Origin of the sequence: Kocuria salsicia (assembly GCF_039532055.1) — a bacterium.
Taxonomy (GTDB): Bacteria; Actinomycetota; Actinomycetes; order Actinomycetales; family Micrococcaceae; genus Kocuria; species Kocuria salsicia.
Map to the genome: position 1 here is coordinate 609,921 of NZ_BAAARF010000003.1, position 16,826 is coordinate 626,746.

A 16,826-nucleotide genomic window follows, 5' to 3' on the forward strand; every position below is an offset into this window, starting at 1 on the left:
GCCTCTTGCGCACAGTCAACGGGGCGGGTGTTACCGCGACGGCGCGGGTTCGTGACGCCGGTGTTTCACGTCACGTCCGCGTGTGACGATCGTGTTAACTCCTCAGGTGCCGGTGTTGATGCCGGTTCCAGTCCGGGGCAAGGGCCAGGGCGAGTGCCGGTGCCCCGACGACGACGCCCGCTCCCACGAAGGGGGCGGGCGCCGTCGGCATCGCGCGGGGAAGCAGGCTCAGTCGATGATTGCGTCCACGAACTGCTCGGCGTTGAAGGGGGCGAGGTCGTCCGGGCCCTCGCCGAGACCGATCAGCTTGACGGGCACGCCCAGCCCGCGCTGGATGGCGACCACGATGCCGCCCTTGGCGGTGCCGTCCAGCTTGGTGAGCACGATGCCGGTGATGTCCACGGCCTCGGCGAAGACCTTGGCCTGGGCCATGCCGTTCTGCCCGGTGGTCGCGTCGATCACGAGCAGCACCTCGTCCACCTCGGCTGCCTTCTCGATCACGCGCTTGACCTTGCCGAGCTGGTCCATCAGACCGGCCTTGTTCTGCAGCCGGCCAGCGGTGTCCACGAGGACCACGTCCGCCTCCTGGTCGATGCCGGCCTTCACTGCGTCGTAGGCCACGGAGGCGGGGTCCGCGCCCTCCTGCTCGGAGCGCACCGTGGGCACGCCCACGCGGGCTCCCCAGGTCTCGAGCTGGTCAGCGGCGGCCGCGCGGAACGTGTCTGCCGCGCCGAGCAGGACGTCCTTGTCCTCGGCCACGAGCACGCGCGCGAGTTTGCCCACCGTGGTGGTCTTGCCCACGCCGTTGACGCCCACCACGAGCACCACGGCGGGCTTGCCGGGCACCGCCTCGGTGCGAACGGAGCGGTCCAGCGTGGGATCCACGAGGGCGAGCATCTCCTCGCGCAGCAGCGCCTTCAGCTCCCCCGGGTCCTTGGTGCCCGTGACGCGCACACGCTTCTTGAGGTTCTCCACGAGCTCCACGGAGGCGTCCGTGCCGAGGTCCGCCATGAGCAGCGTGTCCTCGATCTCGTCCCACGTGTCCTGGTCGATCCGCTCGCGCGAGAGCAGCTTGAGAAGGCCCTTGCCGAGCACTGTGTTGGACTTCGCCAGGCGTCCGCGAAGCCGCTCCAGGCGGCCGCGGGCGGACTCGGGGCGCTCCAGAGTGGCGACGGGGCTGTCCTCGACCACGCCCTCGTCAGTGATGTCCGGGACGTCGTCCACGTCCCGCGTGCCCGGGTACCCACCCTTCGGGGCCTTGGGCTTGCGCAGCAGCAGCACGCCGAACACCACGAGCAGCACCACCGCCGCGGCGGCTATCACGATCCACATCAGTTCAGGAGTCATCACCCGTCTAATCTCCCATAAACTGCCAGGCGTGTCCCACCTCGAACCCCGCGATCCCGCCGAGCCCCGCATCCCGACAGACCCCGACGAGCCCCCCGTCGAGACCGTCCCGGACGCCGTGCCGTCTGCCTCCCGGGAGAAGGTCCCCGAACCCATCAAGGTGCTGATCGCCGCGGCGTTCGTGATCGCACTGGGCTACGGGATCGTGGCCCCGGTGCTGCCCCAGTTCGCGTCGAGCTTCGGTGTGGGGGTGGCCGCGGCCTCCGCGGTGATCAGCGCGTTCGCCCTGTGCCGACTGGTCTTCGCCCCCGTGAGCGGCACGGTGGTCAACAGGCTCGGCGAGCGCCCCACCTACCTGATCGGTCTGATCGTGGTGGCGCTGTCCTCCGCGGCCACCGCGTTCGCGCAGACCTACTGGCAGCTGCTGGTCTTCCGCGGCCTGGGCGGGATCGGCTCCACCATGTTCACGGTCTCCGCGATGGGGCTGATCGTCCGGCTCTCCCCGCGGACCATGCGCGGGCGGGTCTCCGGCTACTACGCGACGGCGTTCCTGCTGGGCGGCATCCTGGGCCCCGTGCTCGGCGGCGCGCTGGCCGGGCTGGGGATGCACGCGCCGTTCCTGATCTACGCCGCGGCACTGTTCGTGGCCGTGCTCGTGGTGTGGCTGCGGCTCAAGGACGAGACGCTCGGGGCCAGGCGAGGCGCGGCCACCCAGCCGGTCATGCGGGTCCGGGACGCACTCGACGCCGGGGCGTACCGTGCCGCGCTCGCCTCCAGCTTCTCCACGGGGTGGACCGCGATGGGCGTGCGCGTGGCTCTCGTTCCGCTGCTGGCCACGCAGATCGTGGGCGAGGGCCCCGCCGTCGCCGGGCTGGCACTGGCCCTGTTCGCGGTGGGCAACGCGTGCGCGCTGACGGTGACCGGCAGGCTCACGGACCGGTGGGGGCGCAAACCCCTGGTTCTCACGGGACTCGTGGTGTGCGGCGTGGCAACCATCGGGGTGGGACTCAGCTCCACCGTGGTGGCCTTCGCCGTTCTCTCACTGCTCGCGGGCGTGGGATCCGGCACGCTGAACCCCGGCCAGCAGGCGGCCGTGGCCGACGTGATCGGTCCGGACCGTGCCGGCGGCAAGGTGCTGTCCCGCTACCAGATGTGCGCGGACGCCGGGCAGATCGCCGGGCCGATCATCGCCGGAGCACTCGCGGACGCCGCCGGCTTCGGGTGGGCGTTCGGGGTCTCCGGGGCCCTCATGCTGATCGCCGCCCTCGCGTGGTTGCCGGTGCGGGAGACGGCGCCGGACGCGACACGGACGGAGACGAAGGAGTGAGGGCACGATGAGGACGAAGCGTTCGTCGTCGAGCACCACGAGCTACAACGTGCTCGGCTTCTTCCTCGGTTATGTGCTTCGCGGCGTCCTGGGACAGCTCCTGTTCCAGAGTCTGGGGCTGGCCTTCTCACGGAGCTGCTGACCGGGGCGGTCGTCGTGCTGCTGTTCATGGTGGCGCTGCGCTGCGTCATCCTCCCGTGGCTCGGTCGAAAACCCTCCCGGTACCCTCCACGCGCAGTGACAAGTGGTCGTCCACGGCTGACTCCGCTTCTGTCCCGACGGCGATCGAGAAGGCCCTGCACGAGCACGATCCCCGTGTGCGAGCACGGAAGGATGACACGGGCACTGAGCTTCACGCGGCCATTGGTGCTGACGCCGTCGTCCGTATCAGGGGCTCGGGATCACAGGAGGACTCGCCCGCCGGAGGCCGACACGGGCCGGCAGCGCGACCGTGCGTCGCCGTCAGCGGTTTGTGACTAGCGCAACTGCGAGAGCTGCTGGCCCACCACCAGGCTCACGCCGTCGCCGCGCATGGACACCCCGTAGAGGGCGTCCGCGATCTCCATCGTGCGCTTCTGGTGGGTCACGATGATCAGCTGCGAGCTCTCCTTGAGCTGCTCGAAGATGGAGAGCAGCCGCCCCAGGTTGCGGTCGTCCAGTGCGGCCTCGACCTCGTCCATCACGTAGAACGGGGACGGGCGGGCCTTGAAGATGGCCACCAGCAGGGCGATGGCGGTCAGGGAGCGCTCGCCGCCGGAGAGCAGCGAGAGCCGCTTGATCTTCTTCCCGGCGGGACGGGCCTCGACCTCCACGCCGGAGTTGAGCATGTCGTCGGGATCCGTGAGCCGCAGCCGCCCCTCGCCGCCCGGGAACAGGGTGGCGAACACGGAGACGAACTGCTCGGCGGTGTCCCGGTAGGCCTGCGTGAACACCTCTTCCACGTGCCGGTCCACGTCCCGGATGATGTTGCGCAGGTCCGTGCGGGAGTTCTTGACGTCCTCCAGCTGGGTGACCAGGAACGTGTGCCGCTCCTCCAGCGCCGCGAACTCCTCGAGCGCGAGCGGGTTGACCTTGCCGAGCGCCTTGAGCTGCTTCTGCGCGCGCTGCAGCCGGACCTCTTGCTCCTCCCTGCGGAACGGCGCGCCGGGGTCGGTCATCTTCGGCAGCTCGAGCTGCCGCGGGGCGTCCTCCTCGGCCCTCTGGGCCTGCTCCAGCACGGAGTCCGCGTCCGGGACGGGCAGGTGCGGCCCGTAGTGGTCCACCAGGAAGTCCGGGGTCAGCCCGAGCTCCTCGAGCGCGGTGGTCTCCAGCCCCTCGAGCCGAGCGCGCCGCTGGGCGAGGTTCAGCTCCGCGCGGTGCAGCTGCTCCGTGATCTGGGCCAGGTCCTTCGTGACCTCGTCGCGTTCCGCGCGCAGCCGCTGGGCGGCCTCGTCGAGTCCGGCGCGCCGGGTCTCGATCTCGTCCCGCTCGGCGGCGGCCTCACGGGTCGCCTCCTCCGCTCGCGCCCTCAGGTGCTCCGCAGCTGTGGCGACGGCGAACGCGACCCGGGCCTGCACCCGGCGGCGTTCCGCGCGGCGGGCGGCCTCGGCCTGTGCGGCCCGCTCGGAGCGGGCGGCCCTGGCTTGCGCCTCCGCCCGGGAGGCCGCGTGGCGCTGCTGCTCCTCGAGCCCGCGCAGCGACAGCCGGGCCTCGGTCTCCGCCTCCCGCGCCGCCCGCGCCGTGGCGTCGGCACGGTTTTTCGCAGCGGCGGCCGCGAGCTGCTCGCGCTCGAGGTCCTCCTCGTCCCCGGTCTCCGCGGAGTCGGCGCGCTCCACGGCGCGGCGCAGCTCGTCGTCGCGCTGGGACAGCCGCTGCTCGGCCGTGGCGAGCACGTCCTGGCGGCGCTTCAGCTCCGAGTCCGCCGACGACGCCGTGGCCTCTGCCCTGCTCAGCGCCGCTCCTGCTGCAGCGGCCTCCTTCTGGGACCGAGTGGACTCCTGCCCGGCCTCCCGCGCCGCGGCGACGGCTCGCGCGCGCCGCGCCTCCGCGCGTTCGGCCTCACGGGCGGCCTGCTCGGCAGCGTCCCGCAGCTCGGCGGTGCGGGACTCCGCCTGTTCGATCAGCGCGTAGAGCTCCAGCGGTCCCGCAGCCTCCGCCGCACCGCCCTGCGCCCGGTGCCGGGAGTACACGCTGCCGTCGCTCGTGGCAACGCGCACCGCGTTGGCCGTGCTCTCGTCCCGCGAGCGCGCGAGTTCCAGCACCCGCACAGCCGTCTCCGCATCAGGGGCGAGGACGGTGGTCGCCAGTTCGGCGCGCACCGCCGCGAGCACCCGGGCGGCGTCCCCGCCGGTCTCCCCCGCGCGCACGACCTCGGCGGCGCCCACGCAGCCCTCCGGAAGGGTGAGCCGGGCCACGGCCGGGTCCCGGGCGTCGTCGTCCCCTCCTGAGACCACAAGGTGCACCCGGCCCTGCCCCGTCTCCGTGAGCTGCGCGAAGACGCGCGCCGCCGCGGTGTGCGAGGAGACGGCGAGCGCCTCCGACCACGGCCCGAGGGCCGCGGCAACGGCGCGCTCCCACCCGGGGGTCACGCGCACGGCCCGCGGCACCTCACCCAGGACGGGGACCACGTCCGCCACGGAGGCGGAACCGTCCGGCTGGCGCACGGACTGGCGCAGCGTCTCCAGACGCACGGTGTTGGTCTTCAGCTCGCTCGCGGCGGCCTGCCTGCGGGACTCCGCGGCGCGGCTCTCGCGCTGGGCGGCCTCGGCGGCCTCCTCTGCCTCCCGGGCCCGGTCGCCCGCCTGCTGGGCCCGGGCGGCCGTGGTCTCCGCCGCCTCCGCGAGGGATGAGGTCTCCAACCGGGCCCTCTCGGCGCGAGCGACGACGTCCGTGATCTCGGTACGGACGCGCTCCACGTCCGCCTCGGCCGCCGTGAGCCCTGAGCGCGCGGCCGTGGCCGCCGCCGCGAGCCGGGCCTGGCCCGCCCGCCGGTCCGCGGCACGCCGCACGAGCTCTGCGGAGTGGGCCTCGGCTGCGCGGGCCGCGTCCTCCGCGGACTCCTTTGCCGCGTGCTCGCGGTCCAGGGTCTGCTGGGCCTCCGCGACCCGTTCCGCGAGCCGCTCGGCCTCGGCGAGCGTGCGCGCGGCCTGCTCCTCGAGGGCGCCCGCGTCCCGCCCCTGGGGAGCGGGCTCCTCCGCGCTGCCGAGCAGCCGACGCCGCTCCCCCGCGAGCGCGGACAGCGCCCGGAAGCGGTCCCGCACGGTGCTCAGCTCGTACCAGCTGGTGCGCGCGGCGTTCAGCGCGGGGGCGGTCTGCGCAGCCCGGGTCTCGGTCTCCTGCAGCCGCTCCGCGAGCGCGGCGGCGGACTTCTCCAGCTCGTCCCTGCGACGCCGGGCCTCCGTGCTCGCCCCCTGGTCCGTGTCCATTCCCGCGCGGGCGGCCACGAGGTCGTCGGCGAGCAGGCGGGCGCGGGCGTCCCGCACGTCGTACTGGATCCGCTGCGCCTTGCGCGCGGTGCGGGCCTGCCGCCCGAGCGGGGTCAGCTGACGCTGGATCTCCCCGGTGAGGTCCTCGAGCCGGTCCAGGTTCGCCTGCACGGACTCGAGCTTGCGCAGGGTCTTCTCCTTGCGGCGCCGGTGCTTGAGGATCCCCGAGGCCTCCTCGATGAAGCCGCGGCGGTCCTCGGGCGTGGCCTGCAGGATCCGGTCCAGCTGCCCCTGTCCCACGATCACGTGCATCTCACGGCCCAGCCCGGAGTCCGAGAGCAGCTCCTGGATGTCCAGCAGCCGGCACGAGCGACCGTTGATCGCGTACTCGGAGCCGCCCGAGCGGAAGAGCGTGCGGGAGATCGTGACCTCGGAGTACTCGATCGGCAGTGCACCGTCCGCGTTGTCGATGGTCAGTGAGACGTGTGCGCGCCCCAGGGCGGCACGGCCGGTGGTGCCCGCGAAGATGACGTCCTCCATCTTCCCGCCGCGCAGCGACTTGGCGCCCTGCTCGCCCATCACCCAGGCGAGGGCGTCCACCACGTTGGACTTGCCCGAGCCGTTGGGCCCCACCACGGCGGTGACCCCGGGCTCGAAGTCGAAGGTGGTGGCGGAGGCGAAGGACTTGAAACCACGCACGGTGAGTGTCTTCAAGTGCACGCCGGGGGTCTCCTGTGTCGAGCTGGTGGACGCTCAGGCGGGCGGCAGGGGGCGCCGGGCCCACGCGGAGCGCGCGCTGCGGGGGTGGAAGCGAGTCTACCCGGCGCCACCCGCGGACCCGGGCCCGGCGACGTCGCCCGTGCCTGCCCGCTCCAGCCACTTCCCCGGGTGGCCACGGTCCGCGTGGCCTGGGCGTTCATCCGCAACTGGGCCAACGCCTCGCGCGGGCGGAGAAACCTGTCAGAATCGGCCGTTAGACTGGGCCGGTCCTACCCGCTTGTTCACCCGAGCGCCGAGGCTCGTCGCGACCGATTCCTTGACCGTACGGGTGGCGTCTGATCGAAAGCGCCACATTGACCGGTAACTCCACCATCACAAACCGCAACGCCGCCATCCTGTCCGTGACCAAGACGGAGGCGGACGTGGTCATCCCGTCCACCCGGTTCGATGAGGAGTTGGAGCACACCTTCAAGCGCCTGCGGATGCCCAAGGGGCTGCTGGAGCGGCTCGCTGGCATCAAGGAGCGCCGCGGGTGGGCCCCCGGTCGGCACTTCACGGACGGCGCCACGGAGGCCGGGGAGGCCGCGCTGCAGCAGGCCGGGATCCGACCGGAGCAGATCGGGCTGTTCATCAACGCGTCGGTCACACGCGACAACTACGAGCCCGCGGTGGCCGTGGGCATCCACGAGCGACTGGGACTGCCCAGCTCGGCCCTGAACTTCGACATGACCAACGCGTGCCTGGGCTTCGTCAACGCCCTCACCGTGGCCTCGTCCATGATCGACGCCGGTGCGATCGAATACGCCCTGGTGGTCGCCGGAGAGGATCCCTCCCCATGGCACGAGGCGGCACTCGCCCGGCTGAGCCAGGACGGCATCACCCGCGACCAGGTGGTCCAGGAGTTCGCGACCCTCACCCTCGGCTGCGGTGCGGCCGCGGCCGTGGTGGGCCTCGCGGACCGCCACCCGGACGGGCACCGGATCGTCGGCTCCGTCACCCGGGCCGGTACCGAGTTCAGCCGGCTGTGCATCGGAGGCGGGGACGGCATGTTCACGGACGCCACCGGGTTGCTCAACCACGGCGTGGGCCTCGTCGTGGAGGCCTGGCTGGACGCCGAGAAGGACGGCTGGGACTGGCGGGACATGGACTCCTACGTCACCCACCAGGTCTCCAACTCGCACACGAACAAGCTCATCGCGGACATGGGTCTGGACCCCGAGCGGGTCCCCCTGACCTTCCCCTACTGGGGCAACGTGGCTGCCGCCGCCCTGCCCATGACGCTCGCCCTCGAGGCCGAGCGACTGGAGCCCGGTGCCCGGGTGCTGTGCCTGGGAGTGGGCTCGGGCCTGAACACGACCCTCATGGAAATCGCCTGGTGAGCGCCCCAGAGAACGGAGCCGCACGCATGACCTCCTGCCCCGACGACGCCGCCCGGCTGCCGTTCACGGAGACTCCCCTCCCCGGTGTGGACCCCGCGTGGTCCCGTGTGGTCACCGTGGCCTCCACCGCCCCGGTGGAGCCGGTGCCTGGCCGCAAGCGCCGCTGGCACCTGCTCGACAACGGACAGGCCCTCTCCGCCGCCGGGCGCACGCCCCAGGGCGTCGTCCTCGCCGTGCACGGCAACCCCACATGGTCCTACCTGTGGCGCGACGTCGTCCGGGCCGCCACCGAGACCGAGCGGCCCTGGCGCGTGGTGGCCGTGGACCAGCTGGACATGGGCTTCTCCGAGCGCACCGGGCTCTTCCGCCGCCTCGAGGACCGAGTGACGGACCTCGGCGACCTCACCCGGGAGATCGGCCTCGACACCGCCGGGCTGCCCGTGGTCACCCTCGCGCACGACTGGGGCGGTCTGATCTCGCAGGGCTGGGCCCAGGAGCACCCCGAGATCCACGCCGCGACCGTCATGACCAACACCGCCGTGCACCACGACGACGCCGAGCCGATCCCCTCCGCGCTGCGACTGGCCCTGAACAAGGCCGTGCACGGGCCCGTGACCACTGGTTCCACCGCGTTCCTGGACACCACGCTCGCCCTGTGCGATCCCGCGCCGTCCAAGGACGTCAGGAAGGCGTACAAGGCGCCCTACACGACCCGTGAGCGCCGCGAGGGCATCGCGCACTTCGTCGCCGACATCCCCGCACCACCGGAGCACCCGTCCCACGCGGCGTACGAGCGGATCGCGGGTCGGATGAGCGCCCGCGAGGTCCCCACCCTGCTGCTGTGGGGCACCGGGGACCCGGTGTTCCAGCAGCGCTACCTCGAGGACCTCATGCACCGCGCGCCCCACGCGGACGTCCACCGCTACGAGGGCGCCAAGCACCTGGTGCCCGAGGCACGGGACATCTCCACAGCGATTCTGACCTGGCTGGACGAGCGCTTCGGCGGCGTCGACCCCGTGGTCGAGTCCCACCGTGACCGCCGCGCCCGTGGCCGGGCCGCGTTCGTCCCCTTCTTCGCGGAGCTGGAAGCCCGCCGCAACGACGACACCCCAGCCGTGGTGGACATGGGCCCGGTGACCGGGACCGTGGACGGCTCCGCGCCCGAGCTGAACATCGAGCGCAGCGTCACGTGGGCGCAGCTGTCCGCCTCCGTGGACCGGCTCGCCGTGGCCCTGCTGCGCACCGGCGTACGCCCGGGCGACCGTGTGAACCTCATGGTTCCCCCGGGCTCCATGCTCACCACGCTGATCTACGCGTGCCTGCGCATCGGCGCCGTGATCGTGGTCGCGGACCAGGGGCTCGGGCGCAAGGGGCTCACCCGCGCACTGAAGGGCTCCTCCCCGCAGTGGTTCGTGGGCATCCGCAAGGCACTCGTGGGTGCCCGTGCCCTCGGGTGGCCGGGACGGCGGATCGCCGCGGACTCCCTGGACCCCGTCTCCAAGAAGCTGCTCGGCGTGGAGCACACGGTGGCGGAGCTCATGGACTCAGTGACGAGCGTGGACCCCGCCGAGATCCCCGCCGTGGACCCGGACGCCGAGGCCGCCGTGCTCTTCACCTCCGGCTCCACCGGCCCGGCCAAGGGCGTGGTCTACACCCACCGCCAGATGGCCGGGATGCGGGACACCATCCGGGACACCTACGGGCTGCGCGCCGGAACCGGTCTGGTGGCCGGCTTCGCGCCGTTCGCCCTGCTGGGCCCCGCGCTGGGTGCGGCGTCCGTGACCCCGGACATGGACGTCACGAGCCCCAAGACCCTCACGGCACAGGCCCTGGCGGAGGCCACCATGGCCATTCGAGCGACCGCCGTGTTCGCGTCCCCGGCGGCGATCGAGAACGTGCTGGCCACCGCTGACCAGCTCTCCCCCGCCGAGCGGGACGCCCTGGCGCGCGTGGGCCTCATGCTCTCCGCGGGGGCTCCCATCCCCGAGCAGCTGCTCGCGCGGCTGCAGGAGCTGATGCCCGCCGCCGAGCTGCACACCCCGTACGGGATGACTGAGGCTTTGCCGCTCACGGACGTCAGCCTGGACGTGATCCGGGCGGCCCGCGAGGATGCGCAGAGCGGCGTCGACGGCGCAGGACGTGGCGTGTGCATCGGGACCCCCGTGGAGGGCGCCGATCTCGGCGTCCTGCCGCTGACGGTGGACGGTTCCGTGTCGGAGGAGATCGTCACCACGCCCGGTGTGACCGGCGAGATTGTGGCGCGCGCCCCGCACGCCAAGGACCACTACGACCGGCTGTGGATCACCGAGCGGGAGTCGGACCTGACCCCGGGCTGGCACCGCACCGGGGACGTCGGGCACTTCGACGCCCGGGAGCGGCTCTGGTACGAGGGTCGGCTCGCGCACGTGATCACCATGGCACAGGGCCCCGTCTCCTCCGTGGCCGCCGAGCACGCCGCGCAGACCGTGCCCGGTGTGGGCCGCGTCGCCGTGGTCGGCGTCGGGCCCGTGGGCTCGCAGTCCGCCGTGGCCGTGATCGAAACGGAGCCCCGCGCCGAGAAGCCGCACCTCGCCCCCGCTGAGCTGAGCGAGCGCGTGCGGGCCACCGTGGACTTCGCCACCGGGCTGCCCGTGAGCGCGGTGCTGGTCATTCCCGAGCAGCCCACCGACATCCGCCACAACTCCAAGATCGACCGGACCGCGTTGAGTGGCTGGGCCGAGCGCGCCCTGTCCACCGGAAAGCTGAGTGACCTGTGAGCGACGACCAGACCCGCGGCCGCCACCGCGCCGCTGACCCCCGTCCCGCCGACCCGGAGCCGACTCGCACGGAGTCCACCCCGGCCAGCGCGGACCGAGTGACGGGTTCCGTCCAGTTCGCGGACCCCGAGCGCGGCGGCGCCACCGCCACGAAGGGCACCCTGGACGGCACCGGGCGCACCGCTCTTGTGACGGGTGCGTCCGGGATGCTCGGCGGCGACGTCGCCCGCGTCCTGCTCGCGCGCGGCTGGAAGGTGCGAGTGTTCCAGCGTGGCCACGCAGCCGTGGCTGAACGCGAGGGCGTGGACGAGGTGCTGGGCTCGGTGACCGAACCCGAGGACGTGGCCCGCGCGCTCGACGGCGTGGACGACGTCATCCACCTGGCGGCCAAGGTGTCCTTCACCGGCGAGTGGTCCGAGTTCGTGCGCGTGAACGTGACCGGCACGCGCGTGCTGCTGTGCCAGGCGCAAAATGCCGGCGTGCACAACGTGGTGTTCGTGTCCTCCCCGTCCGTGGCGCACGAGGGCGTCTCCATTGAAGGCGCCGGTGCGGAGCCCGCCAACCCGGAGAAGGCCCGCGGCAACTACGCCCGCTCCAAGGCCGCCGCCGAGCTGCTGGCCCTGAGCATGGACGGCCAGCGCGAGCTGAAGGTCGCCGCGGTGCGCCCGCACATCGTGTGGGGTCCCGGGGACACGCAGCTCGTGGAGCGCGTGGTGGACCGCGCGGCCGCCGGGCGCATGCCGGACCTGGACCACGGCGCCGCGATGATCGACACCACCTACATCGACAACGCGTCCGAGGCCATCGTGCGCGCGCTCGAGCGGATCGACGCCGTGCACGGCCGCGCGCTCGTGGTCACCAATGGCGAACCGCGCCCCGTGGGCGAGCTCGTGGCCCGCATGTGCGCCGCCGCGGACGTCCCCGCTCCCACGCGGTCGATCCCGGGCGGCGTGGCGCGCTTCGCGGGCCGCATGATCGAGAAGGTCTGGCCGCACATCCCCGCGAGGTTCCGTGGCGGGGACGACGAGCCGCCCATGACCGAGTTCCTCGCCGAGCAGATGTCGACCGCGCACTGGTTCGACCAGCGCGAGACGCGCGAGCTGCTCGACTGGACGCCGTCCGTGAGCCTGGACGAGGGCTTTGCGCGGCTCGCGGCGTACTACAAGGACCACCCGCGCCCCAGCAGGGACACCGGCTCCACGTCCCTGGACCGCGTGGAGGAAGTGGCTGACGACCAGCGCGCCCGCGCGGAGGACTCCTCTGTGGCCTCGGAGGCCAAGGACAGCGGCGTGACCACGGACCTGCAGAGCGTGCGGGACCGGTAGGTTCCCCGTCTCCTGGCTGCGGAGACGACGACGGCGGGCGGTCCCCTTCCGGGGCCGCCCGCCGTTCTCTTGTTCCGGCGTGTCTGTCACCACGACGAAGACCGTCTACTGACCAGCTTCTACGGCCGCGCCCGCCGCGGCTTCCGCTGGCACCGCGAGCAGCGGTACGAGGACCGGTTCGCGAACTTCTCGCGCACGATGACGCCGTCGAGGCCGGCCTCCTCGCAGCGGTGGCACGGCTCCCCCGCACGGCCGTAGGCGTTCAGGGACCGGGCGAAGTAGCCCGACTCGCCGTTCACGTTGACGTACAGCGAGTCGAAGCTCGTGCCGCCCGCGTCCAGGGCACGACGCATGACCTGCTGGCAGGCTTCCACGAGTTCCCGCGTGCGCGGTGCGGTCATGGTCTCCGTGGGTGCAGCCCAGTGCAGCCGGGCAGCCCACAGTGCCTCGTCCGCGTAGATGTTGCCGATCCCGGAGATGAGCCCCTGGTCCAGCAGGGCGCGCTTCAACCCCGTGCGGCGTCGTCGCAGGGCGGCGTGGAACGCGTCGACGTCAAAGAGCGGGTCCAGCGGATCACGGGCGATGTGGAAGGCGTGCTCCGGGATGGTGCCCTGGCCATCAGCGCTGGGGACGAGCGGGTCCAGGAGCATCCCGCCGAAGATCCGCTGGTCCACGAACCGTGCCTGCTCGGGCAGCGGAGAACCGTCTGAGGCCACAGCGGGTGAGAGTCCCAGCCTGATCCGTTCGTGGCGCGGGGCCGGCTGATCCGCGGAGGCGACGAGCAGCTGCCCGCTCATCCCCAGGTGCACGAGCAGCGCGCGGGAGGGCTCGGCTTCGGAGGGGGCGCGCACGGGCAGCCACAGGAACTTCCCGCGGCGCTGCGCGGCGTCCACCGTGAGCCCGGTCAGGCTCTCCTGGAAGTCCAGCACGCCTGCCGTGTAGCGGCGCAGTGACCGCGCGTCGAAAACCTGCACGGAGTCGATCGTCCGACCCACGATCCACCGCTCGACGCCGCGGCGCACCACCTCCACCTCGGGCAGCTCGGGCACGGAAGCCTCAGCTCTTCGAGGGGAAGCGGGCGGCGATCGTCTCGCACGCGGCGGCAGCGGCGGCGCGCTCGGCGGCCTTCTTGGAGGTGCCCTCGCCGTGGCCGAGCACCTCGCCGTTCACCACGGCGTCGGCGGTGAAGTGGCGCTCGTGGTCCGGGCCGGTGCCCTTGACCTCGTAGCGGACGGTGCCCAGGCCGTGCTGGGCGACCAGCTCGACGATCTGGGTCTTCCAGTCTTTGCCCTCGTGCAGCACGCGGGTGTCCTCCAGCAGCGGGACCATCATGCGCAGCACGAGGTCGCGCGCGGGAACGGGCCCCTGGGACTCGTACACGGCTCCGATCACGGCCTCCGTGGTGTCCGCGAGGATGGACGCCTTCTCGCTGCCGTGGGTGCGGATCTCTCCCTTGCCCAGGCGGATGTGCGGGCCCAGACCGAGGGTGCGGGCCACACCGGCCAGCGCCCGGGCCGAGACCACGGAGGCCCGCAGCTTGGCGAGCCGCCCCTCGTCCCAGTCCGGGTAGCGGTGGTAGATCTCGTCCGTCACGGCGAGCTGCAGGACGGCGTCGCCCAGGAACTCCAGGCGCTCGTTGTGCAACTCCCCGGTGTGCTCGTAGGCGTAGGAACGGTGCGTCAGCGCAATGCGAAGCGTCTCGGTGTCGATATCGACACCGAGACGCTCAAGCAGTTCGCCGGAATCCGGCAACGTTGCCACGTTACGCGTCAGCGACCTTGCGACCCTTGTACTCGTAGAACAAGGGGGTGCCGGCGGAATCGGAGACCAGCTTGGCCTGGTGCGGCAGGCTGTAGCTGACCTTGCCGTTCTCGACGGTCTTCACCAGCTGGGGGGCTTGCGCCTTCCACTGCGAACGACGCATCCGCGTATTCGCACGGGACATTTTCCGCTTGGGAACAGCCACGGCTATCTCTCTTCTCTCGTGTCGGTTGTCGGCTCCGACGTGTCGGCATCCTGATCCGGCTTGGTCAGCAGCCCCTGCAGGGCGGACCAGCGGGGATCCGTCACGTCGTGGTGGTGGTCCGGGTCGTTCTCGAGCAGTGCGCCGCACTGGGCGCACAGGCCCGGGCAGTCGGCCCGGCACACCGGTTGGAACGGCAGCTGAGTGATCACTGCGTCCCGAAGCATCGGTTCGAGGTCGATCTCCTCGTCCGTCACCTCATACACTTGCTCGTCCTCGACGTTCTCGTCACCCTTGGGGGACGGTTCGAAGACGAAAAGCTCTTGCACGTCGACCGGTAGTTCGTAGTCAATGGGGTCGAGGCACCTGCTGCACTCCCCGTGAACACTGACGATCACGGTTCCGCTGACCAGAATACCGTCGTGGACGGATTCCAGCCGCAGCTGCAGATCCATGGGCGCGCCCTCGGGGGAACCGATGAGCGCCGTCCCGAAATCCTTCGGTGCGGGGACCTCGACGTCCAGGGTTTCCATGGTCCCCGGGCGGTGTTCGAGCTCCCTGACACCGAATGCGAGGGATGAACTGTTGCGGTGATTCACGAAACTCCTGGCGTACGACACTGGCCGACAGACCATCTTAGCACGCGGTGGGCCCCTGTTCACATCGCGCCTCCCCGTGGACGACGACGTCGCCGTCCACGTTCCCGTCGAGCATCGCCTTCGTAGGTCCCCGCGATCCGACGAGACGGGAGGCCGCGGCGCGCGGCGTCGTTGCCCGCCAGTCCGAGGGCCGGCGGGTGCGCACTCAGCGGGTGCGAATCGCGTGCAGCACCTGGGGCGGCACGAACGAGGAGACGTCTCCGCCGAGTGCCGCGACCTCCATCACGAGTGAGGAGGACACGTGCAGCAGCGAGGGTTCCCCCGGCAGGAACACCGTCTCGACGCCGGTGAGCGAGCGGTTCATGGTGGCCATGGGCAGCTCGTAGTCGTAGTCCGCGCCGTTGCGCAGCCCCTTGACGAGGGCCACGGCCTCCCGTCGCTGCGCGTAGTCGGCGATCAGACCGGACTCCAGGGGCTCCACCACCACGCCGGGTTCGTCCGCGAAGACCTCGCGGACCAGCGCGATCCTCTCCTGCTCCGTGAACCGGTGGGTCTTGTGCGGGTTGGTGGACACCGCCACGACCACCTCGTCGAAGAGGCGGGCGGCACGGCGGATTACCGAGCAGTGTCCCAGGTGCAGCGGATCGAAGGACCCCGGGCAGATGGCGCGTTTCATGGCACCACCCTAGCCGTGGCCCGGCGATGCGGGTGTGTCCCCGATGGTTCCTACACTGGGTCCATGACCGGCACCGCACAGAACCGACCGAACGCCGCGAGCTCCTCGGGTGAGGACCCCCGCCGCCCCGCACCGTGGCAGCGCATGGCTGCCGGCGGCGGCCTGCTGGATCCCTCCGGCCAGCTGCGCTCCACGATCTTTGAGGAGATGACCGCGCTGGCCCGCCGCACGGGTTCGGCGAACCTGGGCCAGGGCTTCCCGGACTTTGACCCGCCGGCCGAGATGGTGGCCGCCGCGGTGGACGCTCTGCACGCCGGCCACCACCAGTACGCTCCGATCGTGGGCGTCCCCGCGCTGCGGGAGGCGGTGGCCACGCACCAGCGCGAGCACTACGGACTCGACCTGGACCCGGACGGCCAGGTGACCGTGTGCGCCGGCGCCACCGAGGGGATGACCGCCGCCCTGCTGGCTTTGCTGCAGCCCGGGGACGAGGTGGTCGTCTTCGAGCCCCACTACGACCTCTACGGTGCCGTGGTCGAGTTCGCCGGGGCCACCACAGTCCCCGTTCCGCTGCTGCCGCCGACCTTCGTACCGGACCCGGACGACGTCCGCGCAGCCTTCTCCCCGCGCACCCGCGCGGTGGTCCTCAACGACCCCCACAACCCCACCGGCACGGTGGCCTCCCGGGAGTTCAAGCAGCAGCTCGTGGAGCTCGCCACCGAGTTCGACGCCGTCATCCTGACCGACGAGGTCTACGAGCACCTGCGCTACAACGGGCCGCACGAGCCCATTGCCCAACTCCCGGGAGCTGCGGGTCGCACCCTCACGGTGTCTTCGGCGGGCAAGACGTTCTCCGCCACGGGCTGGCGCGTGGGCTGGGTCAGCGGCCCGCGGGACCTCGTGCGCGGGGTGACGGCCGTGAAGACCTACCTCTCCCACAGCGCCGCCGCGCCCCTGCAGCACGCCGTGGCGTCCGTGCTGACCTCACCCGCCGGGTTCTACGAGCGGCTGCTCGAGGACTACCGCGAGCGCCGGGACGTGCTGGTTTCCGGTCTGCACGCCGCCGGGCTGAACCCGCCGATGCCAGCAGGCACGTTCTTCGCCGTCGCGGACGTCAGCGACCTCTACCCGCTGGCCGGGGTGCAGGACGCCGAGGGCCTCGCGCACCACTGGGCCGAGACGGTGGGCGTGGTGGGCATCCCCGTGTCCGCGTTCGTGGGCCCGGGCAACCGCGGGCTCTACTCGGACTGGCTGCGCCTGGCCTTCTGCAAGCGCACGGACGTGCTGCGCGGTGCGATGGCGGGACTGGTGGCCACCGTCTGAGGCGGGG

Annotated in this window: 13 protein-coding genes; 6 read left to right on the forward strand and 7 right to left on the reverse strand. The window is 71.9% G+C overall.

Annotated elements, in window-relative coordinates; all coding sequences use genetic code 11:
* Positions 1-228: 228 nt before the first annotated feature.
* On the reverse strand, positions 229-1,347 hold the full coding sequence (ftsY, locus tag ABD264_RS02685; RefSeq protein ID WP_295109689.1) for a signal recognition particle-docking protein FtsY: 1,119 nt from the start codon (positions 1,345-1,347) through the stop codon (positions 229-231).
* A gap of 31 nt (positions 1,348-1,378) precedes the next feature.
* Here ftsY and ABD264_RS02690 point away from each other — a divergent pair, with 31 nt between their 5' ends.
* Positions 1,379-2,674, forward strand: coding sequence for an MFS transporter (locus tag ABD264_RS02690; RefSeq protein ID WP_371413783.1), 1,296 nt, complete (start codon positions 1,379-1,381; stop codon positions 2,672-2,674).
* Between the two features lie 7 nt (positions 2,675-2,681).
* The gene (locus ABD264_RS02695) at positions 2,682-2,816 is read left to right on the forward strand and encodes a hypothetical protein (protein WP_256385980.1); all 135 of its coding nucleotides are present in this window, start codon (positions 2,682-2,684) and stop codon (positions 2,814-2,816) included.
* A 334-nt stretch (positions 2,817-3,150) separates the two neighbouring features.
* Here ABD264_RS02695 and smc read toward each other — a convergent pair whose 3' ends face one another.
* Positions 3,151-6,798 (reverse strand): chromosome segregation protein SMC, encoded by a 3,648-nt coding sequence (smc, locus tag ABD264_RS02700; RefSeq protein WP_344203996.1) that lies wholly within the window; start codon positions 6,796-6,798, stop codon positions 3,151-3,153.
* Between the two features lie 353 nt (positions 6,799-7,151).
* Here smc and ABD264_RS02705 point away from each other — a divergent pair, with 353 nt between their 5' ends.
* The 3 genes from ABD264_RS02705 to ABD264_RS02715 are packed head-to-tail and all read left to right on the forward strand — an operon-like array spanning position 7,152 to position 12,258.
* Positions 7,152-8,177 (forward strand): 3-oxoacyl-ACP synthase III, encoded by a 1,026-nt coding sequence (locus ABD264_RS02705; RefSeq protein WP_344203998.1) that lies wholly within the window; start codon positions 7,152-7,154, stop codon positions 8,175-8,177.
* A 26-nt stretch (positions 8,178-8,203) separates the two neighbouring features.
* Positions 8,204-10,933, forward strand: coding sequence for an alpha/beta fold hydrolase (locus ABD264_RS02710; RefSeq protein ID WP_344204000.1), 2,730 nt, complete (start codon positions 8,204-8,206; stop codon positions 10,931-10,933).
* Positions 10,930-12,258: an NAD-dependent epimerase/dehydratase family protein gene (locus ABD264_RS02715; protein ID WP_425554276.1), complete on the forward strand. Its 1,329-nt coding sequence runs from the start codon at positions 10,930-10,932 to the stop codon at positions 12,256-12,258. The genes ABD264_RS02710 and ABD264_RS02715 overlap by 4 nt, the downstream gene beginning before the upstream one ends.
* Before the next feature lie 119 nt (positions 12,259-12,377).
* Here the strand turns inward: ABD264_RS02715 and mutM are convergent, their stop codons facing one another.
* From mutM to coaD, 5 genes are all read right to left on the reverse strand, one after another.
* A complete protein-coding gene (gene mutM / locus ABD264_RS02720) occupies positions 12,378-13,307 on the reverse strand; it encodes a bifunctional DNA-formamidopyrimidine glycosylase/DNA-(apurinic or apyrimidinic site) lyase (protein WP_290500491.1) in 930 nt (309 codons plus the stop codon).
* A 7-nt stretch (positions 13,308-13,314) separates the two neighbouring features.
* On the reverse strand, positions 13,315-14,019 hold the full coding sequence (rnc, locus tag ABD264_RS02725; RefSeq protein WP_145009352.1) for a ribonuclease III: 705 nt from the start codon (positions 14,017-14,019) through the stop codon (positions 13,315-13,317).
* Position 14,020: 1 nt separating this feature from the next.
* Entirely contained in the window at positions 14,021-14,224 is a 204-nt protein-coding gene (rpmF, locus tag ABD264_RS02730) for a 50S ribosomal protein L32 (protein ID WP_094394193.1), read from the reverse strand.
* Positions 14,225-14,226: 2 nt separating this feature from the next.
* Positions 14,227-14,820 carry a YceD family protein gene (locus ABD264_RS02735; RefSeq protein ID WP_344204005.1) on the reverse strand — a complete coding sequence of 198 codons (594 nt, stop codon included), beginning with the start codon at positions 14,818-14,820 and terminating at the stop codon, positions 14,227-14,229.
* A 205-nt stretch (positions 14,821-15,025) separates the two neighbouring features.
* Positions 15,026-15,496, reverse strand: a complete 471-nt coding sequence (gene coaD, locus ABD264_RS02740; RefSeq protein ID WP_144942524.1) for a pantetheine-phosphate adenylyltransferase — start codon at positions 15,494-15,496, stop codon at positions 15,026-15,028.
* Positions 15,497-15,640: 144 nt separating this feature from the next.
* Here coaD and ABD264_RS02745 point away from each other — a divergent pair, with 144 nt between their 5' ends.
* On the forward strand, positions 15,641-16,819 hold the full coding sequence (locus ABD264_RS02745; protein WP_145010310.1) for an aminotransferase class I/II-fold pyridoxal phosphate-dependent enzyme: 1,179 nt from the start codon (positions 15,641-15,643) through the stop codon (positions 16,817-16,819).
* Positions 16,820-16,826: the final 7 nt, after the last annotated feature.